This window comes from Thalassovita autumnalis (assembly GCF_001458255.1).
Taxonomy (GTDB): domain Bacteria; phylum Pseudomonadota; class Alphaproteobacteria; order Rhodobacterales; family Rhodobacteraceae; genus Thalassobius; species Thalassobius autumnalis.
Genome location: NZ_CYSB01000036.1, coordinates 107,707 through 129,737 on the forward strand (window position 1 = coordinate 107,707; position 22,031 = coordinate 129,737).

Consider the following 22,031-nt stretch of genomic DNA (forward strand, 5'->3'; position numbering starts at 1 on the left):
ACGTGGAGGAGAAGACTATGAAAAAGATGACCAAAAATCTGTTAAAAAACAGTTGCCTGGCTGGTGTAGCCCTGGGCGCGATGGTTGGGGCCGCTCAGGCTGAGGAGTTCAACATCGATGCCTTGATCGAAGCCGCCAAAGCCGAGCCGGGGATCACCATCTACGCCAGCACCGGCAAAATCAAAAAGGCCGCTGCCGCCTTCACCGAGCTTTACGGGATTGAGGCGACAGGCACCAAGGTGAAGGGCGCCGCGCAGATCGAACTGGTGGTGCGTGAGGCGCAGGCCCGCAACATCGTCGGTGATGTGATCATCTCCTCGGACGCGGGTGCCGCGCTGGCACAGCTGCTGCCGTCGGGCATCGTGGCCAGCTGGACCCCGCCGGATCTGGCGGGCGATATTCGTGACGACAGCAAAGACCCGCTTGTGGTCTGGCGTGATCCGTCGCTTTGGACCTACAACAACGAAGACGGCGGCGCCTGCCCGGTTTCCAACATCTGGGAGCTGACCGGCGAGGAGTGGGCCCGTCGTGTCACCATGGAAGATCCGCTGAACAAGCCGTCGTTCATTGACTGGTTCAACCAGATGGAAATGCATGGCGATGATAAGATGGCCGCGGCCTATGAGGCGCATTTTGGCAAGGCGCTGGACACCTCTGGCCAAAGCGCAACCAAAACATGGGTGCAGATGATCGCGGCCAACGCCCCTTTGCTGACCGACAGCTCATCCGGCGCGGCCGAGGCGATTGGCACCCGGGGGCAGGATAAGCCGTTCTTTGGTTTGGTGGCTTCGGCCAAGTACCGTGATGTCAGCCCCGAAGGTCTGGCCATGGCCCCCTGTGAGGGCATTGAGCCTTCGATCGGGTTCGCCAAACCGGGCTACGGTCTGATCGCAGATGGCACCGACAGCCCCAATGCGGCGAAACTGTTCCTGCACTATATGATGACGTAGGACGGCGTGATGCCGATGACTTCGGATGGCAAACTGTCGGGTAATGGCGCCGTGCCTGCCAACCCCAAGGATATTTCCAACGCCGCCGCTTTGGTGGATGACCTGACCCCACATATCGCGGCCACGGGCATGGATGACTTCGACCTGCGGCAGGACTGGCAGGGTTTCTGGCGCATCCACTACAAGCGCTAAGTGAAATGGGGTGGCTGCCAATGTGGCGGCCACCTGACCCAGTGATTGAGAATGACATGAGCCAAGCCACCCCTGAAACCAGTGTTGAGATGCCTGCCGGGTTTGACCCTGAAGAAAGTGCGCAGCTGCGCGCGGTGGCGATTGCTGCGGCGATGGCCGTGGCACCGGGGCTTAAGGCGGCGTTCCGGTCCAAGATGGTGGTCGATTTCAAAAATGACCTGCGTGACATTGTCACCGAACACGACCGCGCTGCCGAAGTGGCAATCACCGAACACCTGTTGGCTGCAGTGCCGCAGTCCGAGGTTCTGGGCGAAGAAGGGGGCCTGCGTGGCAGCGGGCCGGTGCGCTGGTATGTCGATCCCATTGACGGCACGGCAAATTTTGCCCGAGGGCTGCCGAACTGGTGCATCTCCATCGGGGCGGTTGTGGACGGTCAAATCGTGGCGGGTGTGATCGTTGACCCGATGGGCGGCAATGTGTTTAGCGCGGATCTGCGGGGGGCTTACCTGAATGACGCCCCGATGCGGTCCAATGCAGCGCAGGAGGCGCGGTTCGCCACGCTGATTTCCAGCTACCCGGCGGCCCGCGATTTCGCTGCGGACGGCAAAGCGGCCGCGCTGGAGGACTTTGGCCAGTTGGTTGAGGGGTTTTCCTCCGTGCGTCGCAACGGCAGCGCTGCTTTGGGGCTGGCTCATGTGGCGGCGGGCTGGGCGGATGCCGCGGCTGGGTTTGGCATCAATGCCTGGGATGTGACCGCGGCCGTGTTGATTTTACGCCAGTCTGGCGGGCGCTATCTGCCTTTTGCCTATGGCCAGACCCCGGCGGCAGAGCCGGCCTTTGTACATCCCGGCTACATCGCCATCGGGGGAGGCGGCGACTATCCGTTTTTGTCCCAAACCTGGGCCCGTATCGCGGCGTCGCGATCCTAAGGCGGCGCAATAACGCGCATTGAAGATCTAAGAGACAAGACAACATGACCCATCCATCGGCGACTAACACCCTGACGCAAGTGAGCGAAGCGCGGCTTTCAGATGCCGAAGCGCTGGATCTGCGCGCGGACTTCTGTCTGCAGCTGATCCGGCAGGCGGGCGATGTGGCGTTGGACGGTTTTGCGCGCCAGGTTCAGGGGCAGGCCGCAGGGCAGGCGGGCCAACCACTGGCGACCAAAGGCCCGCAGGATTTCTTGACCGAGACCGATTTGGCTGTCGAAGAGTTTATCCGCGCGCAGGTGGCAGAGGCCTTTCCTGCTGATGGGTTCTTTGGGGAAGAAACAGGCCAAGCCGCGGGGGACGCTATCTGGATCGTTGACCCGATCGATGGCACCGCAAATTTTGCCCGCGCCATCCCACATTATTGCATCGCAATCGCGCTGGTGCTGCGCGGTCAGCTGGAATTTGGCGCGATCTACGCCCCCAGCACGGATGAGATTTACTGGGCACGGCGCGGGGCTGGGGCCTACCGCAATCAAACCCGGCTGAGCGTGGCCGCAACGCAGGATGTGGCGCAGGCGACCTATGAGCTGGGCTGGTCAAATCGGCAAAGCAATCAGGCATATTTGGATATTCTCGCCCAACTGCTGGACGGCGGCGTCAACGTGCGCCGCGCTGCATCCGGGGCCTTGGCGCTGGCCTATGTGGCGGACGGGCGCTCAGATGGCTATGCCGAATTGGATATGAACGCCTGGGACTGTCTGGCGGGATTGCTGATGGTGGCTGAGGCCGGCGGCATCGTTGGCGGCACAGCGCTGAGCGGCGATTTGACCAGCGGGGGGGCCGTTTTGGCGGTGGCGCCGGGGGTTTCAGACCTGTTGATCCGCGCCAGTGGCATTGCGCCGCAAGACGCCTGATCACTGTATTTACCGCGGTCTGACAGACCCGCGCCAAACCGGGTGGGCGACAAACCGCGTGGGGGGCGGCACTGTCTCAAGCGCAGGCTGCGGTTCGTTGATCAACTGGGTGATATGCTGCGTGATCTCATCCAGCGGCTGGCGGAAGGTGGTCAGGTTATAACTGCTCCAGCCGGCCTGTTCGATGTCATCAAAGCCGATCACACACAGCTCCTCGGGCACTTTTAAGCCAAACTCATTGCGGGCCACATCCATGAAGCCGCAGGCCAGAAGATCGGTGATGCAAAAGGCGCCATCGGGGTGGTTTTGCCCACTAAACAGCCGCCGCGCCACTTCGGCCCCAGAGGCATAGGTTGAGGCACCGCTGCGGGTCACGGTGACATCGACGCCCTGTGCATTGGCTTCCTCCACAAAGGCGGTTTCCCGTGCCAAGAGGCTGGGCGTGCCCACGTCCGAGGCCACCAGCGCGATGGTCTGACAGCCCACCCGGTGTAACATGTGAAAGGCTTCCCGCGCCGACGCCCGGTTGGAGATCATGATGTTTTCGGTGCCTGAAACGCTCTGGTCTCGGTTGGCAACGATCACTCGCTGGCCACTGCGCACACAGGTTTCAATCAAGGCCTCATCAGGCTGGCCCGACAGAACTACCGAGGCATCCGCCCGATAATAAAGCGTTTGACGCAGCGCACGGTTTACCCCGCTGTCGCCCGAGGCATTGACGATCATCACCACCTTGTTGGCGGCCTGCAAATCGCGGGTCAGGATTTCAATGAACTTCGACTGATAGGGCGATGCCATATCGGCGGCGACCAGACAGACAATATTGCTGTTTTCCTGGATCAAACCGCGGGCCAGATGATTGACGTGGTAGCCCAGCGTATCGGCCGCTGCCATGACCTTGTCGCGTGTCGCCTTGGAGACCGAGGCCCCTTCGGTAAAGGTGCGCGACACCGCCGATCTGGATACGCCAGCCAGCTCTGCAACCTGCTGGGCGCTGACAAAAGACTTGCCTGATTTGTCTTTCATGCGGCTTCTCTGGTTTGACCAATTATGTGCACGGCTGTGCAGGGAGGGTGGTGCCTTGCGGGTCACCACCAGGGTTGGGCCAAGCATAGCCGTAGGAATGTAACGATTCAATGACGATGGCAGCACTTGCGCCGGTCGAAATTGTTGTTGTTTCCCTTCAATTCAGTGAGAAAATACTGGCGTCAAAGGTTGCGACGGGCTAATTTGCACAGGTGTGCAAAATTCGAAATCGGATCTGTCGCGCGGCAGGACATCAGCAGGAAGCCAAATGACCAAACAGCAAACTGAAGTGACAGACCCCAGCGCAAAAGCTGCGGCGCAAAAGGCAAATGTGCCCTTTATAGAACGCCCCCCGCTGACCTTGATTGCGCAGGGCGTGGGGCCGGAGAAGGTTGACCTCTATATCGGGGGGACCGAGGGCGCGCGGGATGTTGGCCAATTGCAGGACCTCGGGATCACCACGGTGATCAACTGCGCGGTTAATCTGGACATCAACTATGTCACCGAACCCAAGTTGCAGGCCGACGGGGACAAGCGTGCCACCGGCATGGCGCCCATTCGCTGCTACAAAATCGGCTTGGTCGATGGCCCGGGCAATCCGCGCGACATGTTGCTGGGCGGTTATTTCATTCTGGAAAGCGCGCTGAGCCAGCAGATTCCGGAAAAAGCCTCATACCCTGTGCGGGATCGCGGTCACGTGTTGGTGCATTGTCGCGGTGGGCGCAGCCGGTCGGTTGCGCTGGTGGCATTGTTCCTGCACAAAGATCAGCCTGAGCGCTTCGCAACTTTGGACGATGCAATCGCCCATATACGTGACAAACGCGACTTGCATCCGGATGAATGGTTTGAAACCCCGAAACAGGTGCTGATCGACGCCGCCGAACATGCGGCAAACGCAATAGACCTGCTGCGTGCCCCCACTGCGGGGTAGTGGCTGACAGAAGGATACCCTATGCTGCGCTATTTTGCCTGGCCGTTTCTCTTTACCGCCATTGGGCTTGTGCTATGTTTCTGGCTGGGCTGGTTCTACAGCGGCACGCTGGGCGGGGCGCTGGCGTTTCTGCTGACCGGTGCAATCCTTGCGGTGCTGGAAATCTCGCTGTCCTTCGACAATGCGGTGGTGAATGCGCACAAGCTGAAAACGATGCGGCCCGAATGGCAGCGCAGGTTCCTGACTTGGGGTATTTTGATCGCGGTGTTCGGCATGCGGATCGTCTTCCCGCTGGTGATAGTTGTGATCGCTGCCAAGATCGGGCCTGTGTCAGCGGTGGTTTTGGCCGCCTCTGATCCTGATGCCTATGCAGCCATTATCAGTGACGCCCATCTGCCGATTGCGGCTTTTGGCGGATCCTTCCTGATGATGGTGGCGCTGACCTATTTTGTGGATGACGGCAAAGAGGTCGACTGGATCCGGGCATTGGAGTGCAAATTGCGGGCCTGTGCCTCAATCCGGGGGCTGGAAATTGCGTTTGTGCTGGCAATTGCAGTTGGGTTCACGCTGGTGCTGCCTGGGCCAAAAGGGGCGCAGTTCCTGTTTGCCGCGGTCTGTGGCCTGCTGACCTTCCTTGTGGTCGAATTTGCCAGCCACTTTCTGGACAATGAATCAAAGTCCACCACAGGGGCTGCAACAGGGGGCTTTGGCGCCTTCATGTATCTGGAGGTGCTGGATGCCTCCTTCAGTTTTGATGGGGTGATTGGGGCCTTTGCCTTGACGCAGAACCTGTTTTTGATCGCCATTGGTCTGGGGATCGGGGCGTTTTATGTGCGTGCGATGACCATCATGCTGGTGGAAAAGCAAACGCTGGCAGAGTTGCGGTATCTCGAACATGGTGCCTTTTATGCGATCCTGTCGTTGTCGATCATCATGTATGTGCAGGTTCTGGTGCATATTCCTGAGGTGATCACTGGGCTGATTGGCGCGGCTTTCATTGGTCTGTCGCTCTGGTCATCCCTGCGCCACAACAAGTTGGAGCGTGCGCAGGGGGTGATCTGAGCTGCAACGTCGCCTCTCTCAGGTGAAGCAGTTCAATCTACCACAGTTTCGGCGGGGTTACGCCCCCGGCCGTATCGCAACCGGGTTGATTGACAACGGTTGACCAGCGCCTTTATGGGGCAGCTTTCTCATTCTTGAACAAGAGGCTTCTGTGTCCAAGTCACCTTCGCGAAGTGAAGGCCCGATGGTCCTTCCCCGTGCATTTGCGCTCCTCCGGCTTTTGGCTGACACCCAGCAGGGTCTGACCCTTTCAGCCATCGCGACCAGCCTCGATGTGCCGAAGAGCTCGCTGTCATCTACGTTGAAAGCACTGACAGATCAGGGATTTCTCAGCCGTAAGGGGACGCTCTATTATCTGGGCGGCGAAGCCTATGCGCTGGCCTCAACCATTTTGGCAGGTCGCACGATCCGGCAAATTGCACGGCCATATCTGCAACAGACTATGGCGTTGACCGGCGAAACCGTCCTGCTGGCACAGCTGGATGAGGATGAGAAACATGTGACCTATATAGATACGGTCGAGTCCGGTAAATCGATCCGCTTTTCTGCGCCGATTGCCGCGCGCCGCGGTCTTTTTTGTTCGGCACCAGGGCATGTCTTCTTGGCGCATATGGGGGACCGTCAACGCGAGGCATATTACCGCGACATCCGGCTGGAAAAGATGACAGCGGCCACCCCAACGGACCGGATAGAGCTTGAGCGGATCGTGAACGACACCCGAAACCAGGGGGTATCGGTTACAATGGGGGTGTATTCAGAAGACGCCGCCGGTTTTGCTGCACCGATTTATAACTCAGACGGCAATTTGGTGGCTGCGGTCACGATTGGAATGCCCCTGGCACGCGCGGCGCGTGAGCCGGAAAAATACGCCGAGGCCGCCCGAAAGGCTGGCAATGATATTTCCAAGGTTCTTGGCTACAGTGAAGGATGATCAGGCTGGGAATGCGCGGCAAAGGCGATTGTGTTTGTCATTAGCCCCACCGTCGACAAGCGTCTTGCTGACGTAGCGTGACGTGGCGTTTCTCGTCTCGGCCCTTGTCAGGGGCTGCGAAGGGCCGGACAACAGGCATCGAAGCCCCCTTGGGAGGGCGCGGTTGTGTCAAGACGCGCAAAGGAGGAAGGGGCGAAGAAGGAGGAGCAGATAAGATGAACCCTGCCGAGTGGTTGCGCCGTACCGCGCTGTTGAAGCCTGAAAACCCGGCCCTGTTTCAGGGCAAAACTTTGGTAGCGGATTATGCAACCTTTGCGGCCCGCGCCGCGGCGATTGCCGGGGCACTTGCGGCCCGCGGGGTGACAGCGGGGGACCGGGTGGCGGTGTTGATGAAAAACCGCACCGAATATCTGGAGGCGCTCTACGGGATCTGGTGGCTGGGTGCGGCGGCGGTGCCGATCAATGCCAAGCTGCACGCCAAAGAGGCGGCTTTTATCCTGGAAAACTCCGGCACGAAATTGGTGTTCTGCTCACCCGATACGGGGGCAGCCGTGACGCCGGTGCTGCCCGCTTGCGTGGAAGAGGTGATAACGGCGGGCACGGCGACGTTTGAGGCAATGTATGCGGCCCAGCCGGTTGCGGCCCCGGCGCAGATCGCCCGCGATCAGATGATCTGGCTGTTCTACACCTCCGGCACCACCGGCCAGCCCAAGGGTGTGATGATCTCCGCCGGGAATATTGCCGCGATGGTCATGGGCTATGGCGACAGCGTGGCCCAGCACACGGAGGCGGACAGCACGCTTTACTCCGCCCCTATGAGTCATGGGGCGGGTATCTACAACTTCATGTTTGTGCTGGCTGCGGCCCGCCACATTTGCCCGGACAGTGGTGGATTTGAGGCGGAGGAGATCTTTGATCTGGCTGCCACGCACGACCGGGTGACGATGTTTGCCGCGCCCACCATGGTGCGCCGTATGGTCGATTGCGCCAAAGAGGATGGGCATAGTGGGCAGGGGATCGAAACCCTGATTTATGCCGGCGGACCGATGTATTTCGCCGATATCGTTGAGGCGGTTGAGGTGCTGGGCAATCGCTTTGCGCAGATCTACGGGCAGGGGGAATGCCCGATGGCGATCACAACACTGCAGAAGGAATTTGTCAGCGACCGCAGCCACCCACGTTGGCGCGAGCGTCTGACAGGCGTTGGCTTCCAGCAGTTGGTGAGCCGGGTAAAAATCGTCGACGCTGACGGCAATGATCTGCCGCCCGGTGAAATTGGTGAAATTGTGGTCTCTGGCCTGGCTGTGATGCAGGGCTATTGGAACAATCCCGAGGCCACCGCCAAGACGATCCGTGATGGCTGGCTCTGGACCGGGGATATGGGGGCGATGGACGCTGATGGCTTCCTGACGCTACATGACCGATCCAAAGACATGATCATCTCAGGCGGGTCAAACATCTACCCGCGCGAGGTCGAAGAGGTGCTGCTGACCCACCCGGATGTGGCCGAGGTTGCCGTGGTCGGCTGGCATCACGATGAATGGGGTGAAGAGGTGATCGCCTGCGTAGTGACCGAAGCCGGCAGGGATCTGGATGAGGCTGCGCTGGATCAACTGTGCCTAGACAATATCGCCCGGTTCAAACGCCCCAAACGCTATGTTGCCCTGTCTGGCCTGCCCAAAAACAACTACGGCAAAGTGGTCAAAACTGAGCTGCGCGATCCGGCCAAGGTTTTGGGATAAGTCTACTGTGTGACGCTGCGCGGCCATACCGGCGCAGCATGCTCCTTGGTCCCAATGCGCGCCGTTCAGCGGACTTAGGCGTCGCGTGGTGGCGCTGTGCTGCCGCGCGCGATCAATTCCACATCCACCAGTTCGATTTGCGGGCAGGCGTCGGCGGGCTTGCCCTTGAGCCGCGCCAGCAGCCGGTCGGCTGCGCGGGTGCCAAGGGTGCGGCGGTCCTGCCGGATCGTGGTCAGGGGCGGACTGGCGAAGGCGGCCATCTCAATATCATCAAAGCCGACTACGGAAACATCTTCGGGCACGGAAAGGCCGGCCTCGCGTAATCCTGAAATCAGCCCGATCGCCACCATATCCGAGGCACAGAAAACGGCGGTGGGGCGCTCGGCCATAGCGGCAATTTTTGCAGCTGCGGCATGGCCGGATTCCAATGAGAAATCGCCCCGGATCACCCAATCTTCACGCGTGGGAAGGCCAAGGCGGTTGCGTTCTTCCAGCATGGTTTCGCGGCGAATGCGGGTTAGGACGTTGCCCTTGGGGCCGGTGATATGGGCGATCTTACGATGCCCCAGATCATAAAGATGCCGGATCACCGCCCGCGCCCCAAAAGCATTGTCGCTCCGCACCGATGGGTGCGGCGCATCCTGCACCCATTCACAGGCAAAAACGATGCGATCTGCCACACCGTTTTGCTCAAATTCCGCCAGTTGATCGGCGCTCAAACCGCCATCGAGTGAGATCATGCCGTCAATCCGACTGTCGAGGAAGTAATCCACCAGCCGCCGCCCATCCTGTTCCGGCAGTGAGGTATCGGCTACCAGCACCGAAAACTCACTATCAGCAAAACGCGCTGAGATCCCGGCGAGGATCTGCGAAAAGAACGGGTTGCCCAGGTTGGGGGTCAGCACAAGCACCGCGCCGGCCTGCTGTTTGCGAAGGTTCCGTGCCGCCTTGTTCAGCCGGTAGCCCGTGATTCGAACCGCCTCTGCCACCAGCTCGCGGGTTTTTTCCGACACCAGATTGGGGTTGGAGAGCGCCCGGCTGACCGTCGCGGTTGAGACTTCGGCTTGGCGTGCAACATCCTGAATTGTAGCTGGTTTCTGGGTCATTTCACGGGCTCCGTATCGTCTCGCTTCATGGCATTTTGCGGATAGGCTTGACAAGTAGGGGGGCAAGAAACTCATATATGTAATCGATTGCAGTTGAAAGCTTTGCCTCGATATGTAATCGATTACAGCGTTACGCAACGCGGTGTTTTTTCGACCGCGAAGGAAACGCGCAACAAGGGGCAAGTGGAGAGGCCCCGTAGGGAGGAAGATATGAAATTTATGCGCAATGCCCTGGTGGGCACCACGGCTTTATGTGCCGCCACGGCTGTGTCTGCCGCCGATCTGGAAGTGACCCATTGGTGGACGTCGGGTGGTGAGGCCGCAGCGGTGGCTGAATTTGCCAAAGCCTTTGATGACAAAACCGACCACACTTGGGTCGATGGTGCGATTGCCGGTTCCGGCGGCACCGCGCGCCCGATCATCATCAGCCGTATTCTTGGCGGCGACCCGATGCACGCCACGCAGCTGAACCATGGCCGTCAGGCTGAAGAGCTGATTGAGGCGGGCCTGATGCTTGACCTAACCGATGTGGCTGAGGCCGAAGGCTGGAAAGATCTGGTGAACCCCACATCGCTGTTGGACAGCTGCACCGTTGATGGCCGCATCTACTGTGCGCCGGTCAACATCCACTCGTGGCAGTGGATCTGGCTGAGCCACAAAGCCTTTGACGATGCTGGCGTCAGCGTTCCCACCAGCTGGGACGAGTATGTTGCCGCCGCCCCCGCACTGGAAAGCGCAGGGAAAATCCCGCTGGCGATGGGGCAGCAGCCCTGGCAGAGCAACGGTGCCTTTGGTGTGATGGCCATCGCTATCGCCGGTATCGACGCCTGGAGCGAAGTGAACATCAACAAAAACGCTGAGGTGGCCGGTGGCGAAACCTATGCCAAAGTGTTTGAAGCCGCAGCCAATGCCCGCGCCTTTGCCGAAAAATCAAACGTGCAGGACTGGAACCAGGCCACCAACCTGGTGATCACCGGTCAGGCTGGCGCACAGATCATGGGTGACTGGGCACAGGGTGAATTCCAGGTAGCGGGCCAAACAGCGGGTCAGGACTACACCTGCCTGCCGGGTCTGGGTGTGAACGAAATCATCTCCACCGGTGGTGATGCTTTCTACTTCCCCAAGCAGGATGATCCCGCCATCGAAGCCGCGCAGAAAGAAATGGCTGCCCTGCTGCTGAGCTCTGAGGTTCAGGTGAACTTCAACCTCAAGAAAGGCTCCCTGCCGGTGCGTGGTGATGTCGATCTGGCTGCGGCGAACGACTGCATGAAAAAGGGTCTGGAGATCCTTGCCAGCGGCGCCATCCTGCCGGACGGCAACCAGACCTTCTCGCCGGACACCACCGGGCAGATCGAGGATCTGATGGTCGAGTTCTGGAATGATCCTTCCTACTCGGCGGCAGATGCGCAGGCGCGCTATGCCGAGATCATTGCCGACGCAGATTAATCTGCCCGTTTGATCTGATTGAGGGGTGATCTGGTCGGGCCCGCTGCCCAGTTGCGGGCCCGACCATCGCAAGGCAACGCCTCCCCATATATGGGCAGGCTGACCCAAGGGAAGAAGGCAGGGGACAAGACAATGGCAGTGACCGAAGGCGTCAGGCCCGTGGCGGAAAGAACTTCCGCAAAACGGCCCAACCGCCTGTTCAAGAACATGACGGCCAAGATCGCGTCGATCCCGATGATCCTCACCGCATTGGTGGTGTTCATCGGCTGTACGCTCTGGACGATTTACCATTCCTTTACCAAGTCGCGGCTGCTGCCGGCACCGGACAAATGGGTGGGCTGGGATCAGTATGAACGGCTGTGGAACACCCGCCGCTGGCTGGTTTCAATCGAAAACCTTGCGATCTATGGCGTCTGCTCCCTGGTGCTGAGCCTGGTGATCGGCTTCACCCTTGCCGCCCTTTTGGATCGCAAGATCCGCGGTGAGGCGGTGTTCCGCACCATTTTCCTCTACCCCTTCGCCCTGAGTTTCATTGTGACCGGTCTGGTCTGGCAATGGATCCTGAACCCGCAGTTTGGCATCCAACAGGTGGTGCGCAACTGGGGTTGGGAGGGCTTTACCTTTGACCCGCTGAACAACGCCGAGATTGTGATCTACGGCATCCTGATTGCCGGGATCTGGCAGGGCTCGGGCTTTATCATGGTGATCATGCTGGCCGGTCTTCGTGGCATTGATCAGGACATCTGGAAGGCCAGCCGCGTTGAGGGCATCCCTGCGTGGAAGACCTATATTTTCATAATCATCCCAATGATGCGGCCGATCTTTGTGACCGCGCTGGTGCTGATCGCGGCCGGGATCATCAAGGTTTATGACCTTGTGGTTGCACAAACCTCGGGCGGGCCCGGCATCGCTTCGGAAGTGCCAGCGAAATACGTGATCGAGAAGATGTTCCAAGCGCAAAACCTTGGCCAGGGCTTTGCCGCCTCAACCATGATGCTGGTGTCGGTGCTGGTGGTGCTGATCCCATGGGCTTACCTTGAATTCGGAGGCAAACGCCGTGACTGATGCCACCCAGACAACTCCGCAGCGCACAGCCGCCGCGATGAGCGGGCCGCGCGGGCCCAAACCCCGCCGCCGCATCACGCCCAGCAACATCATGCTCTACAGCATCCTTTTTGTTGCCTCGGTCTATTACCTGCTGCCGCTTTACGTGATGGTTGTCACCTCACTCAAAGGCATGCCGGAAATCCGGCTTGGCAATGTGTTTTCACCGCCGGTTGAGGTCACTTTTGAGCCTTGGGTGAAAGCCTGGTCAGAGGCTTGCACAGGTATCAACTGTGACGGCCTGAGCCGCGGTTTCTTCAACTCGGTCAACATCTTGATCCCATCGGTGGTGCTGTCGATCGCGATTGCTTCGGTCAATGGCTATGCGCTGGCCAATTGGAAATTCAAAGGGTCTGAGGTGTTCTTCACCATCCTGATCTTCGGGGCCTTCATTCCCTATCAGGTGATGATCTATCCGATCGTGATCCTCCTGCGGGAAATGGGGCAGGGCATCTCGGCGGTCACAGGGACGGATTTCCGCCTGATGGGATCGCTCTGGGGTTTGGTGATTGTGCATTCGATCTTCGGGATGCCGATCCTGACCCTGCTGTTCCGCAACTATTTCACCTCCCTGCCGGATGAGCTGTTCAAAGCGGCGCGCGTCGATGGCGTCGGGTTCTGGGGGATCTATTTCCGGATCATGTTGCCGATGTCGCTGCCGATCTTTGTGGTTGCGATCATCCTGCAGGTGACCGGGATCTGGAACGACTTCCTGTTCGGGGTGATCTACACCAAACCCGATACTTACCCGATGACGGTGCAGCTCAATAACATTGTGAACTCGGTCCAAGGGGTAAAGGAATATAACGTTAACATGGCCGCGACGCTGCTGACGGGGCTGGTGCCTCTTGTCATCTACTTCGTGTCGGGCAAGCTCTTCGTGCGCGGGATCGCGGCTGGGGCGGTGAAAGGGTAAGTCATGGGAAACACAACTGTACGCACCGCGGCGTTGGAACAGCAACTGGTCCAGGATGCCGCTAAAGCGGGGATTGCTGCCTCCGCTGCGACCCCCAGCATTGAGATCAATGATCTGAAACTGTCGTTTGGGGCCTTTGAGGTGCTGAAAGACCTCAACCTTACCGTCAGTCAGGGCGAATTTCTGGTGCTGCTGGGATCATCGGGCTGCGGCAAGTCCACTTTGCTGAACTGCATTGCAGGCCTTTTGGACGTGAGCGACGGGCAGATCCATATCGGTGGCCGCAATGTCACCTGGGAAGAGCCATCGGAACGCGGCATCGGCATGGTGTTTCAGTCCTACGCGCTTTACCCGCAGATGACCGTGGAGGGGAACCTTTCCTTCGGGCTGAAAAACGCACGGGTGCCGAAAGCGAAGATCGCTGAGAAGATCGCAGCCGCTGCCAAAACCCTGCAAATCGAACCGCTGCTGAAACGCAAACCTGCAGCCCTGTCGGGGGGGCAACGTCAGCGGGTGGCCATCGGCCGTGCCTTGGTGCGGGATGTGGATGTGTTCCTGTTTGATGAACCGCTGTCCAATCTGGACGCCAAACTGCGCGCGGATCTGCGGGTTGAGATCAAGCAGTTGCACCAGACCCTGGGCAACACGATGATCTATGTGACCCACGATCAGGTGGAGGCGATGACACTGGCGGATCGCATTGCCATCATGCGTGGTGGCAACATCCTGCAGCTAGCCAGCCCGAATGAAATCTATTCGCGCCCGACCTGCAAATATGTGGCCGAATTTATCGGCTCACCCAGCATGAATTTCTTCGAAGGCACGGTCACGGACAACACGTTCAACAGTGCTGCGGGCAGCTTTGATCTGCAGGGCTATGACTTCGCGGCGCAAACTGTCCCGGGTCAATCAGCCTGGCTGGGCATCCGCCCGGAACATATCGCCGTTGGCGATGCAGCCGCGGCAGAACAGAACCGGATGCAGGCCGTGGTGGAACTGGTGGAGCCGCTGGGCTCTGACACTTTGGCGCGGGCACGGGCCGGGGATCAATCGATCTGGGTGCGGATGGACGGTCAGGCCGCCATCGCCCCGGGGGATGAATTGGCGCTGGGCTTTTCCGCGTCATTGGCCAATCTTTTCGACAAAACAAGCGAGGAGCGGCTCTAAGGCGCTCTTTCCTTTCGTAAAATCAGGAACACGTGACAATGGATCTTTCTTTCCAACTCTACTCTGCGCGCAATGCCACCCCTTGGGAGGGTGTGGTCAAAACGCTGGCAGATCTTGGCTACGCACAGGTTGAAGGCTTCGGCGGCAACTACGAAGATGCTGCCGGCTTCCGCGCCTTGCTGGACCAAAACGGGCTGAGCATGCCATCGGGCCATTTCTCCGTCGAAATGCTGGAGAATGAGCCTGAAAAGGCACTGGATATTGCCAAGACGCTGGGGATCACCCGGGTCTACTGCCCCTATCTGGATGCGGCCGACCGGCCCGGTGATGCCGCAGGCTGGGCCGCCTTTGCCGGCCGGCTCGAAGCCATTGGTGAGGTGATGCGCGCTGGCGGCGTTGCCTTTGGCTGGCATAATCACGATTTCGAATTTGTCGCCTGCGAAGATGGCACCATCCCGATGCAGGCCATTCTGGACGGCGCGCCCAACATTGATTGGGAAGCAGACATTGCCTGGATCATTCGCGGTGGCGCCGATCCGTTTGACTGGATCAATCCCAACAAGGGCCGCATCACCGCCGCCCACGTCAAAGATATCGCCCCTGCGGGTGAATGTGAGGACGAAGATGGCTGGTCCGATGTCGGCCACGGCACCGTCGATTGGGCCGCCCTGATGGAGGCGCTGAAAGCGGCGGATGTCGATCTGTTTGTGATGGAACATGACAACCCGTCCGATGCGACGCGGTTTGCCACCCGTTCCATCGAAGCGCTGCGAAATATGTGAGGGGCGACAATGAGCAATAAACTAGGAATTGGTGTTCTGGGCTGCGGCAATATCTCGGCGGCCTATATGCGTCTGGCGCCGATGTTCAACGGGATCGAAATGCGGGCCTGTGCCGATATGAACCCTGAGGCTGCCAAAGCGCGGGCGGAGGAGTTTGGCCTGCGCGCGGAAACGGTGGAGGGGCTGCTGGCGGCTGATGACATCGACATCATCGTGAACCTCACAGTGCCAAACGCGCATTTTGAGGTCTCCAAATCGATCCTTGAGGCGGGCAAAAATGTCTATTCGGAAAAACCCTTTGTGCTGTCGCTGGCCGAAGGGGCGGAGTTGAAAAAGATCGCCGAGGCCAAGGGGCTGCGCGTTGGCTCCGCGCCTGATACCTTCATGGGCGGCAGTCACCAGTTGGCGCGTCATCTGGTCGACAGCGAAGCGGTGGGCAAAATCACCTCGGGCACCTGTTTTGTACAAAGCCCGGGGATGGAGATGTGGCACCCGAACCCTGACTTCTTCTTCCAGCCGGGCGGTGGTCCGATCCTGGATCTGGGGCCTTACTACATCTCAAACCTTGTGCAGCTGCTGGGGCCGGTGAAACGGGTCTGCGCCATGGCGTCGTCCGGCAGTGAGTACCGCACCATCACCAGCCAGCCGCGCCATGGTGAGAAGATCAAGGTGGAAACCCCCACCACGATCCATGCCATCCTGCAATTTAAAAGCGGTGCACAGGTGACCTATTGCGCCAGCTGGGATGTCTGGCAGCATGGTCATTCCAACATGGAACTCTACGGTCAGGCCGGCACGTTGCATGTGCCGGATCCGAACTTCTTCGGGGGTGAGGTGCGCATGACGGAACGGGGTGCCTTCGTCACCGCGCCGGGCTGGGATCATCCGTTTAACAAGGCAAATGATGGGCCGCACGCCAACTATCGTGCCGCAGGGCTGGCAGATATGGCGCAAGCAATCCTTGCCGACCGTCCGCATCGCTGTTCGCTGGATTTCGCCTTGCATGTGGTCGACGTTATGACCTCTATCCTCGCCTCAGGAGAGGGTGGACAGTTTGTGGAGATCACCACATCCTGTGACCGCCCTGAGGCGCTTGGCCCCGAAGCGGCCGAGGCGTTGATGGCGTAAGGAGAACCCCAATGACCAGCCCCGTTTGGAAGGCATCAGACACCCGTTATGACACCATGAGCTACCGCCGCTGCGGGCGCTCTGGCTTGAAACTGCCCGCGATTTCGTTGGGCCTGTGGCACAATTTCGGCGATGACACACCGCATCAGTCGAAGCGGGACATGGTGCGCACCGCCTTTGATCTGGGGATCACCCATTTCGATCTTGCCAACAACTACGGACCAGAGCCCGGCTCGGCGGAGCTGGCGTTTGGGGAACTGCTGAAAACCGACCTCGCCCCGTACCGGGATGAGCTGATCATTTCCTCCAAGGCGGGCTATGACATGTGGCCCGGGCCCTATGGTGAATGGGGCAGCCGCAAGTATCTGATCGCGTCCTGCGATCAGTCGCTGAAGCGGATGGGGCTGGACTATGTGGATATCTTCTATTCGCACCGGTTTGACCCCGAAACGCCGCTAGAAGAAACCATGATGGCGCTGGATCACATCGTGAAATCGGGGCGCGCGCTGTATGTGGGGATCTCTTCCTACAATGCGCAGCGCACCCGTGAAGCGGCGGCGATCCTGAAGGATCTGGGCACACCTTGCCTGATCCACCAGCCCAGCTATTCCATGCTGAACCGTTGGGTTGAGGAGGATGGCCTGCTGGATACGCTGGGCGATACCGGCATGGGCTCAATCGTCTTCTCGCCACTGGCGCAGGGGATGCTGACCGGAAAATACCTCAAAGGTATTCCCGAAGGCAGCCGCGCCACCCAAGGCAAGTCGCTGCTTGATGGCTTCATCAACGATGAAACGCTTGCCAACATCCGCGCGCTGAATGGCATCGCGGAAAACCGTGGTCAGACATTGGCACAGATGGCCCTGGCCTGGGTGCTGCGCGATGACCGTGTGACCTCTGCCCTGATTGGTGCCAGCCGTCCGGGGCAAATCGAAGACTGCGCCAAGGCAGTTGAGAACCTTACCTTTACCACCGATGAACTGGCCGAGATTGACCGCTACGCAAAAGATGCCGCGATCAACCTCTGGGCGGCCTCATCCGAATACGCAGGCAGCGGAGACGCATGATCCAGAACCCAATTCTACCAGGTTTTAACCCGGACCCTTCGATCTGTCGGGTTGGCGATGAATATTTCATCGCCACCTCAACCTTCGAATGGTACCCGGGGGTGCAAATCCACCGCTCCAAGGATCTGGTGAATTGGGATCTTGCCTGCCGCCCGCTGTCACGTGCGGCGCAGTTGGATATGCGCGGCAATCCCGACAGTGGTGGCATTTGGGCGCCCTGCCTCAGCTATGCAGATGGGCTGTTCTGGCTGGTCTACACCGATGTGAAACGGCTGGATGGCAACTTCAAGGACGCCCACAATTACATCGTCACGGCCCCCGCGATTGAGGGGCCGTGGTCTGACCCGATCTATGTGAATTCCTCAGGCTTTGACCCATCGCTGTTTCACGACGCGGACGGCCGCAAGTACTTCATGAACGTGCAGTGGAACCATGTGTCCAACTCGGTTGGGGGCCATCCGAAGCATCCGGCCTTTGACGGGATCCTGCTGCAGGAATGGCACCCTGAACAGGGGCTGATTGGGGACGTGCAAAACGTCTTTGCGGGATCGTCCCACGGGTTGACCGAGGCCCCGCATGTTTTCACGCGGAATGGCTACTATTACCTGACCACCGCTGAGGGCGGCACCGGCTATGAACATACCGTCACGCTGGCCCGCTCGCGCGATATCTGGGGCCCATATGAGGTGCATCCAGATCTGCATGTTCTGACCGCCAAAGAGGCGCCGGACAACGCGCTGCAACGGGTGGGGCATGGCCAGATTGTCGACACGCCTGAGGGGGAGTTTTACCACACGTTCCTCTGTTCACGGCCCTTGCCCGGGCGGTTTTCCCCCATGGGGCGCGAAACCGGGATCGCCAAGGTCGAATGGCGTGAGGACGATTGGCTCTACCTCAGTGGTGGGGGCATGGCTCCGTCGCTGACTGAAGTACCGCCCATAGCGGCGGAGCGGCGCCCAATTGCGGCCACTGAAACCAATTTTGACGGTGCAATTCTACCGGATGAATTTCAGTGGCTGCGCACCCCCTATCCTGAACGGATTTTCCAGCTGGCCGGCAGCGCCTTGCGGCTGATCGGGCGCGAAAGCTTGGGCAGCTGGTTTGAACAATCATTGGTGGCCCGGCGGCAGGAACATGCGGTCTACCGCGCCAAAACCACAATCGCGGAGTTCACCCCGACCACCTATCAACAGGCGGCAGGGCTGACGACCTATTATAACCGCCACAAATTCCACGCCCTGATGATTGCTGGGGATGGCAAGGGCGGGCGGATCCTGTCGATCCAGTCCTGTGCAGGCGATTGGCCTGATGGCGCGCTCAGCTTTCCTGGTGAGGTGATCCCACTGAGCGATGGCGCTGTGGACCTTGCTGTTTCTGTCGATCATAACCATCAGCAGTTTTATTATCGCCAAGCGGGCGGTTGGCTGCCGATTGGGCCTTCGCTTGATGCCTCGGTCATTTCTGACGAAGGCGGGCGCGGCGAACATGCCTCCTTCACCGGGGCGTTTGTGGGCGTTGTGGCCTTTGACCAAACCGGGCAGGGCCGCAGCGCCGATGTCACCCGGTTCCGCTACGCACCGGAGGGCAGTTGATGCGCGCGAGCCTTGAAATATGGGATGTTGCCAGCGCCAGTTTTGAGGTGGTGCTGCAAAGCCCACGTCATATTGAAGCGCCGAATTTCATGCCAGACGGGCAGTCGTTGATCGTCAATTGTGATGGCGGACTGTACCGGGTGCCGCTCGACGCGCCCGAGCTGATCTGTCTGAACAGCTTTACCCATACGATCATCAACAATGACCACGCCCCCAGCCCGGATGGCCGTCAGATTGCCTTCTGCGATAAATCTGAGACCGGCAAATCCTGCATCTACCTGATGCCGGCAACAGGCGGGCGTCCGCGCCGGGTGACAGCGGGTTTGCCTAGCTGGTTTCACGCCTGGATGCCGGATGGGCAGGCGATGGTCTATGCCTGCGTGCGCGACGGCGATTTTGTCATTGCGCGTGCGGATCTGGAGGGGACCGAAGAGGTGTTGATCACCGGACCCCATCACTATGACGGGCCTGATGTGACGCCGGATGGACAATGGATCTGGTTCAATTCCGATCGATCTGGTGCGATGGCGCTCTGGCGGATGCGGCCGGATGGATCAGACCCTGAACAAATGACTGACGGCAGTACCGATGATTGGTTCCCCCATCCCAGCCCGGACGGGACCCACCTTTGCTACCTGGCCTATGACAAGGACACCGAAGGTCACCCCTTCGGCGTCGATGTAGATCTGTGCCTGATGCCGCAGGGCGGCGGGGCAGCTGAGGTGCTACAACGTATTCATGGCGGGCAGGGCTGCCTGAACAGCCCGTGCTGGGCCCCTGATGGGGCGCGGTTTGCCTATATTCGCTATTTCGAGATGACCGAGGAGGAGGGGTAACAATGGCAGGATTGATCAAAGGGCCAGCGCTGTTTCTGGCCCAGTTCGCAGGGGATGACGCCCCCTATAACTCGTTAGAAAACATCACCAAATGGGCCGCAGGCCTTGGCTACAAAGGGGTGCAGATCCCAACCTTTGACGCGCGTCTCTTCGACCTGGAAAAGGCGGCGGAGAGTGATGCCTATTGTGATGAGGTCAAAGGCATCTGCGCTGATGCGGGGGTCGAAATTGCCGAGCTATCCACCCACCTGCAGGGCCAGCTGGTGGCGGTGAACCCTGCCTATGACGCGGCCTTTGACGCCTTTGCCCCGGCGCACTTGCACGGCAATCCGGCAGGGCGGCAGGCCTGGGCGGTGGATCAGATGAAAAAGGCCGCGGTTGCCAGCCGCCGGCTGGGGCTGGAGGCATCGGTCAGCTTCACCGGATCGCTGGCCTTTCCCTATCTTTACCCCTGGCCCCAAAGGCCCGCCGGGTTGATTGAGGAGGCCTTCGCCGAACTTGCCCGCCGCTGGAAGCCGATCCTGGATGTCTATGACGAAAACGGCGTTGATGTTGGCTATGAAATCCACCCCGGTGAAGATGTCTTTGACGGCGCCACCTTTGAGATGTTCCTTGAGGCGCTGGGTGGCCATGCACGTTGCCAGATCAACTATGATCCCTCGCACTTCCTGCTGCAGCAGATGGACTATCTGGCCTTCATCGAAATCTACCATGAACGGATTTGCGCCTATCACGTCAAAGATGCGGAGTTTAATCCCGATGGTCGGCAAGGCGTCTATTCAGGTTATCAGTCCTGGGTCAATCGGGCGGGCCGGTTCCGCAGCCTTGGCGACGGGCAGGTGGACTTCAAAGGTATCTTCTCGAAACTGGCACAATACGGCTATGACAGCTGGGCGGTGCTGGAATGGGAATGCTGCCTGAAATCCCCCGAACAGGGCGCCGCTGAGGGCGCACCGTTTATTCGCGATCATATCATAGAGGTGACGGATAAGGCCTTTGATGATTTTGCTGGTGCCGAAACCGATCTGGGACAGATCCGGCAGATGTTGGGGATCTCGTCATGACCCGTCTGCGCCTTGGAATGGTGGGTGGCGGGCAGGGCGCCTTTATTGGCGGTGTCCATCGCATTGCCGCACGCATCGATGGCCAATGGGATCTGGTCGCCGGGGCGCTGAGTTCCGACGCGGAGCGCGCCAAGGCTTCAGCCGCTGAACTGGGCATCGCCGCAGACCGCGCTTACACTGATTTTGAAGAAATGGCCCGGGCTGAGACCGCGCGCGAGGATGGCATTGACGCCGTCGCGATTGTCACCCCAAACCACATGCACGCCGGACCCGCGATTGCGTTCCTCAATGCAGGCATTCACGTCATCTGCGACAAACCCCTTGCCGCCACAGCGGATCAGGCCGAGGCGATTGCCCAGGCCGCGGGGGCCAGCAAGGCGCGGTTTATTCTGACCCATAACTACACCGGTTACCCGCTGATCCGGCAGGCCCGTCAGATGGTGTCTGAGGGGGAATTGGGGGACATTCGCCTGGTGCAGGTGGAATATGCCCAGGATTGGCTGGCCGACGAGGTCAGCAACAAACAGGCCGACTGGCGGGTGGACCCCGAGCGGTCTGGCGCAGGTGGGGCGATCGGCGATATCGGCACCCATGCGTTCAATCTGGCGGGCTTTGTCAGCGGGCTGCAGGCCGAACAGCTTTCTGCGGATCTTTCCAGCTTTGTGGCGGGGCGGCGTGTGGATGACAATGCCCATATCATGCTGCGGTATGGTGGCGGGGCCAAGGGGATGCTCTGGGCGTCGCAGGTGGCTGTGGGCAATGAAAATGCCTTGCGGTTGCGGATCTATGGCAGCAAGGGCGGTCTGGAATGGGCGCAGGAAAATCCCAACCAGATGAGCTTCACCCGGTTTGGTGAACCCAAGCAGATCCTGACGCGCGCCGGTGCAGGGTCAAACGCCGCGGGCAGCCGCAACATCCGGGTGCCGCCGGGCCATCCTGAGGGCTATCTGGAAGGGTTTGCCACGCTTTACAGCGAAGCTGCAGCGATGATCCGGGGCGATGATGCGGATGCCCACACGCCCGGGATCGAAGAGGGGCTGCAAGGCATGCGCTTCATTGCGGCCTGTATTACCTCCAGCGGTCAGGATGGGCGCTGGGTGACGCTCTGACCGGTTACAAAACAAAAGGCCCGCCACGTTCCGG

Annotated in this window: 21 protein-coding genes; 19 read left to right on the forward strand and 2 right to left on the reverse strand. The window is 59.6% G+C overall.

All coding sequences use genetic code 11. The annotated features are described in order from the left end of the window. Window positions 1-17: 17 nt before the first annotated feature. From TL5118_RS14115 to TL5118_RS14125, 4 genes are read left to right on the forward strand one after another with little or no spacing between them, the layout of a single operon-like run. The gene (locus TL5118_RS14115; protein WP_242601785.1) at window positions 18-950 is read left to right on the forward strand and encodes an ABC transporter substrate-binding protein; all 933 of its coding nucleotides are present in this window, start codon (window positions 18-20) and stop codon (window positions 948-950) included. Window positions 951-959: 9 nt separating this feature from the next. Beyond that, complete coding sequence (locus TL5118_RS21630; RefSeq protein ID WP_242601786.1) at window positions 960-1,142, forward strand: hypothetical protein; 183 nt, start codon at window positions 960-962, stop codon at window positions 1,140-1,142. A 56-nt stretch (window positions 1,143-1,198) separates the two neighbouring features. Beyond that, window positions 1,199-2,071 carry an inositol monophosphatase family protein gene (locus tag TL5118_RS14120; RefSeq protein ID WP_082626206.1) on the forward strand — a complete coding sequence of 291 codons (873 nt, stop codon included), beginning with the start codon at window positions 1,199-1,201 and terminating at the stop codon, window positions 2,069-2,071. Between the two features lie 44 nt (window positions 2,072-2,115). Then, window positions 2,116-2,988, forward strand: a complete 873-nt coding sequence (locus TL5118_RS14125) for an inositol monophosphatase family protein (RefSeq protein ID WP_058242742.1) — start codon at window positions 2,116-2,118, stop codon at window positions 2,986-2,988. A gap of 9 nt (window positions 2,989-2,997) precedes the next feature. On the opposite strand, the gene TL5118_RS14130 is transcribed toward TL5118_RS14125, so the two are convergent. Then, window positions 2,998-4,014: a LacI family DNA-binding transcriptional regulator gene (locus TL5118_RS14130; RefSeq protein WP_058242743.1), complete on the reverse strand. Its 1,017-nt coding sequence runs from the start codon at window positions 4,012-4,014 to the stop codon at window positions 2,998-3,000. 268 nt (window positions 4,015-4,282) lie between these two features. On the opposite strand from TL5118_RS14130, the gene TL5118_RS14135 reads away from it, so the two are divergent. The 4 genes from TL5118_RS14135 to TL5118_RS14150 all read left to right on the forward strand — a co-directional run bounded on the left by TL5118_RS14135 (window position 4,283) and on the right by TL5118_RS14150 (window position 8,680). Next, window positions 4,283-4,945, forward strand: a complete 663-nt coding sequence (locus tag TL5118_RS14135; RefSeq protein WP_082626202.1) for a protein-tyrosine phosphatase family protein — start codon at window positions 4,283-4,285, stop codon at window positions 4,943-4,945. A 21-nt stretch (window positions 4,946-4,966) separates the two neighbouring features. Beyond that, entirely contained in the window at window positions 4,967-6,007 is a 1,041-nt protein-coding gene (locus TL5118_RS14140; protein WP_058242744.1) for a DUF475 domain-containing protein, read from the forward strand. A gap of 184 nt (window positions 6,008-6,191) precedes the next feature. Continuing rightward, on the forward strand, window positions 6,192-6,938 hold the full coding sequence (locus TL5118_RS14145; protein WP_058242745.1) for an IclR family transcriptional regulator: 747 nt from the start codon (window positions 6,192-6,194) through the stop codon (window positions 6,936-6,938). A gap of 215 nt (window positions 6,939-7,153) precedes the next feature. Beyond that, window positions 7,154-8,680: an AMP-binding protein gene (locus tag TL5118_RS14150; protein ID WP_058242746.1), complete on the forward strand. Its 1,527-nt coding sequence runs from the start codon at window positions 7,154-7,156 to the stop codon at window positions 8,678-8,680. Window positions 8,681-8,754: 74 nt separating this feature from the next. On the opposite strand, the gene TL5118_RS14155 is transcribed toward TL5118_RS14150, so the two are convergent. After that, window positions 8,755-9,786, reverse strand: coding sequence for a LacI family DNA-binding transcriptional regulator (locus TL5118_RS14155; RefSeq protein WP_058242747.1), 1,032 nt, complete (start codon window positions 9,784-9,786; stop codon window positions 8,755-8,757). Window positions 9,787-9,996: 210 nt separating this feature from the next. Between TL5118_RS14155 and TL5118_RS14160 the strand changes: the two genes are divergently transcribed. From TL5118_RS14160 to TL5118_RS14210, 11 genes are all read left to right on the forward strand, one after another. Further along, the gene (locus tag TL5118_RS14160; RefSeq protein ID WP_058242748.1) at window positions 9,997-11,232 is read left to right on the forward strand and encodes an ABC transporter substrate-binding protein; all 1,236 of its coding nucleotides are present in this window, start codon (window positions 9,997-9,999) and stop codon (window positions 11,230-11,232) included. Between the two features lie 132 nt (window positions 11,233-11,364). Then, window positions 11,365-12,297: a carbohydrate ABC transporter permease gene (locus tag TL5118_RS14165; protein ID WP_106404223.1), complete on the forward strand. Its 933-nt coding sequence runs from the start codon at window positions 11,365-11,367 to the stop codon at window positions 12,295-12,297. A 37-nt stretch (window positions 12,298-12,334) separates the two neighbouring features. After that, a complete protein-coding gene (locus TL5118_RS14170; protein WP_082626207.1) occupies window positions 12,335-13,252 on the forward strand; it encodes a carbohydrate ABC transporter permease in 918 nt (305 codons plus the stop codon). A 3-nt stretch (window positions 13,253-13,255) separates the two neighbouring features. Further along, window positions 13,256-14,419 carry an ABC transporter ATP-binding protein gene (locus TL5118_RS14175; protein WP_082626203.1) on the forward strand — a complete coding sequence of 388 codons (1,164 nt, stop codon included), beginning with the start codon at window positions 13,256-13,258 and terminating at the stop codon, window positions 14,417-14,419. Window positions 14,420-14,457: 38 nt separating this feature from the next. Next, window positions 14,458-15,201: a sugar phosphate isomerase/epimerase family protein gene (locus tag TL5118_RS14180; RefSeq protein WP_058242750.1), complete on the forward strand. Its 744-nt coding sequence runs from the start codon at window positions 14,458-14,460 to the stop codon at window positions 15,199-15,201. Window positions 15,202-15,210: 9 nt separating this feature from the next. Then, the gene (locus TL5118_RS14185) at window positions 15,211-16,329 is read left to right on the forward strand and encodes a Gfo/Idh/MocA family protein (protein WP_058242751.1); all 1,119 of its coding nucleotides are present in this window, start codon (window positions 15,211-15,213) and stop codon (window positions 16,327-16,329) included. An 11-nt stretch (window positions 16,330-16,340) separates the two neighbouring features. Continuing rightward, window positions 16,341-17,396 carry an L-glyceraldehyde 3-phosphate reductase gene (mgrA, locus tag TL5118_RS14190; protein ID WP_058242752.1) on the forward strand — a complete coding sequence of 352 codons (1,056 nt, stop codon included), beginning with the start codon at window positions 16,341-16,343 and terminating at the stop codon, window positions 17,394-17,396. Further along, window positions 17,393-18,988 (forward strand): glycoside hydrolase family 43 protein, encoded by a 1,596-nt coding sequence (locus TL5118_RS14195; protein WP_058242753.1) that lies wholly within the window; start codon window positions 17,393-17,395, stop codon window positions 18,986-18,988. The genes mgrA and TL5118_RS14195 overlap by 4 nt, the downstream gene beginning before the upstream one ends. Beyond that, window positions 18,988-19,824 (forward strand): TolB family protein, encoded by an 837-nt coding sequence (locus TL5118_RS14200; RefSeq protein ID WP_058242754.1) that lies wholly within the window; start codon window positions 18,988-18,990, stop codon window positions 19,822-19,824. Before TL5118_RS14195 ends, TL5118_RS14200 begins: the two co-directional genes overlap by 1 nt. Window positions 19,825-19,826: 2 nt before the next feature. Then, on the forward strand, window positions 19,827-20,888 hold the full coding sequence (locus tag TL5118_RS14205; protein WP_058242755.1) for a sugar phosphate isomerase/epimerase family protein: 1,062 nt from the start codon (window positions 19,827-19,829) through the stop codon (window positions 20,886-20,888). After that, window positions 20,885-21,997 carry a Gfo/Idh/MocA family protein gene (locus TL5118_RS14210; RefSeq protein WP_058242756.1) on the forward strand — a complete coding sequence of 371 codons (1,113 nt, stop codon included), beginning with the start codon at window positions 20,885-20,887 and terminating at the stop codon, window positions 21,995-21,997. The genes TL5118_RS14205 and TL5118_RS14210 overlap by 4 nt, the downstream gene beginning before the upstream one ends. Window positions 21,998-22,031: the final 34 nt, after the last annotated feature.

Excerpts from the sequence above, each read along its gene's own strand:
- TL5118_RS14145 (WP_058242745.1), top strand. The coding sequence starts at position 6,192 with ATGGTCCTTCCCCGTGCATTTGCGCTCCTCCGGCTTTTGGCTGACACC.
- TL5118_RS14165 (WP_106404223.1), top strand. The coding sequence starts at position 11,365 with ATGGCAGTGACCGAAGGCGTCAGGCCCGTGGCGGAAAGAACTTCCGCA.
- TL5118_RS14150 (WP_058242746.1), top strand. The coding sequence starts at position 7,154 with ATGAACCCTGCCGAGTGGTTGCGCCGTACCGCGCTGTTGAAGCCTGAA.
- TL5118_RS14115 (WP_242601785.1), top strand. The coding sequence starts at position 18 with ATGAAAAAGATGACCAAAAATCTGTTAAAAAACAGTTGCCTGGCTGGT.
- TL5118_RS14130 (WP_058242743.1), bottom strand. The coding sequence starts at position 4,014 with ATGAAAGACAAATCAGGCAAGTCTTTTGTCAGCGCCCAGCAGGTTGCA.
- TL5118_RS14160 (WP_058242748.1), top strand. The coding sequence starts at position 9,997 with ATGAAATTTATGCGCAATGCCCTGGTGGGCACCACGGCTTTATGTGCC.
- TL5118_RS14195 (WP_058242753.1), top strand. The coding sequence starts at position 17,393 with ATGATCCAGAACCCAATTCTACCAGGTTTTAACCCGGACCCTTCGATC.
- TL5118_RS14200 (WP_058242754.1), top strand. The coding sequence starts at position 18,988 with ATGCGCGCGAGCCTTGAAATATGGGATGTTGCCAGCGCCAGTTTTGAG.
- TL5118_RS14205 (WP_058242755.1), top strand. The coding sequence starts at position 19,827 with ATGGCAGGATTGATCAAAGGGCCAGCGCTGTTTCTGGCCCAGTTCGCA.
- TL5118_RS14135 (WP_082626202.1), top strand. The coding sequence starts at position 4,283 with ATGACCAAACAGCAAACTGAAGTGACAGACCCCAGCGCAAAAGCTGCG.
- TL5118_RS14175 (WP_082626203.1), top strand. The coding sequence starts at position 13,256 with ATGGGAAACACAACTGTACGCACCGCGGCGTTGGAACAGCAACTGGTC.
- TL5118_RS14155 (WP_058242747.1), bottom strand. The coding sequence starts at position 9,786 with ATGACCCAGAAACCAGCTACAATTCAGGATGTTGCACGCCAAGCCGAA.
- TL5118_RS14210 (WP_058242756.1), top strand. The coding sequence starts at position 20,885 with ATGACCCGTCTGCGCCTTGGAATGGTGGGTGGCGGGCAGGGCGCCTTT.
- TL5118_RS14185 (WP_058242751.1), top strand. The coding sequence starts at position 15,211 with ATGAGCAATAAACTAGGAATTGGTGTTCTGGGCTGCGGCAATATCTCG.
- TL5118_RS14170 (WP_082626207.1), top strand. The coding sequence starts at position 12,335 with ATGAGCGGGCCGCGCGGGCCCAAACCCCGCCGCCGCATCACGCCCAGC.
- TL5118_RS21630 (WP_242601786.1), top strand. The coding sequence starts at position 960 with ATGCCGATGACTTCGGATGGCAAACTGTCGGGTAATGGCGCCGTGCCT.
- TL5118_RS14125 (WP_058242742.1), top strand. The coding sequence starts at position 2,116 with ATGACCCATCCATCGGCGACTAACACCCTGACGCAAGTGAGCGAAGCG.
- TL5118_RS14180 (WP_058242750.1), top strand. The coding sequence starts at position 14,458 with ATGGATCTTTCTTTCCAACTCTACTCTGCGCGCAATGCCACCCCTTGG.
- mgrA (WP_058242752.1), top strand. The coding sequence starts at position 16,341 with ATGACCAGCCCCGTTTGGAAGGCATCAGACACCCGTTATGACACCATG.
- TL5118_RS14140 (WP_058242744.1), top strand. The coding sequence starts at position 4,967 with ATGCTGCGCTATTTTGCCTGGCCGTTTCTCTTTACCGCCATTGGGCTT.
- TL5118_RS14120 (WP_082626206.1), top strand. The coding sequence starts at position 1,199 with ATGAGCCAAGCCACCCCTGAAACCAGTGTTGAGATGCCTGCCGGGTTT.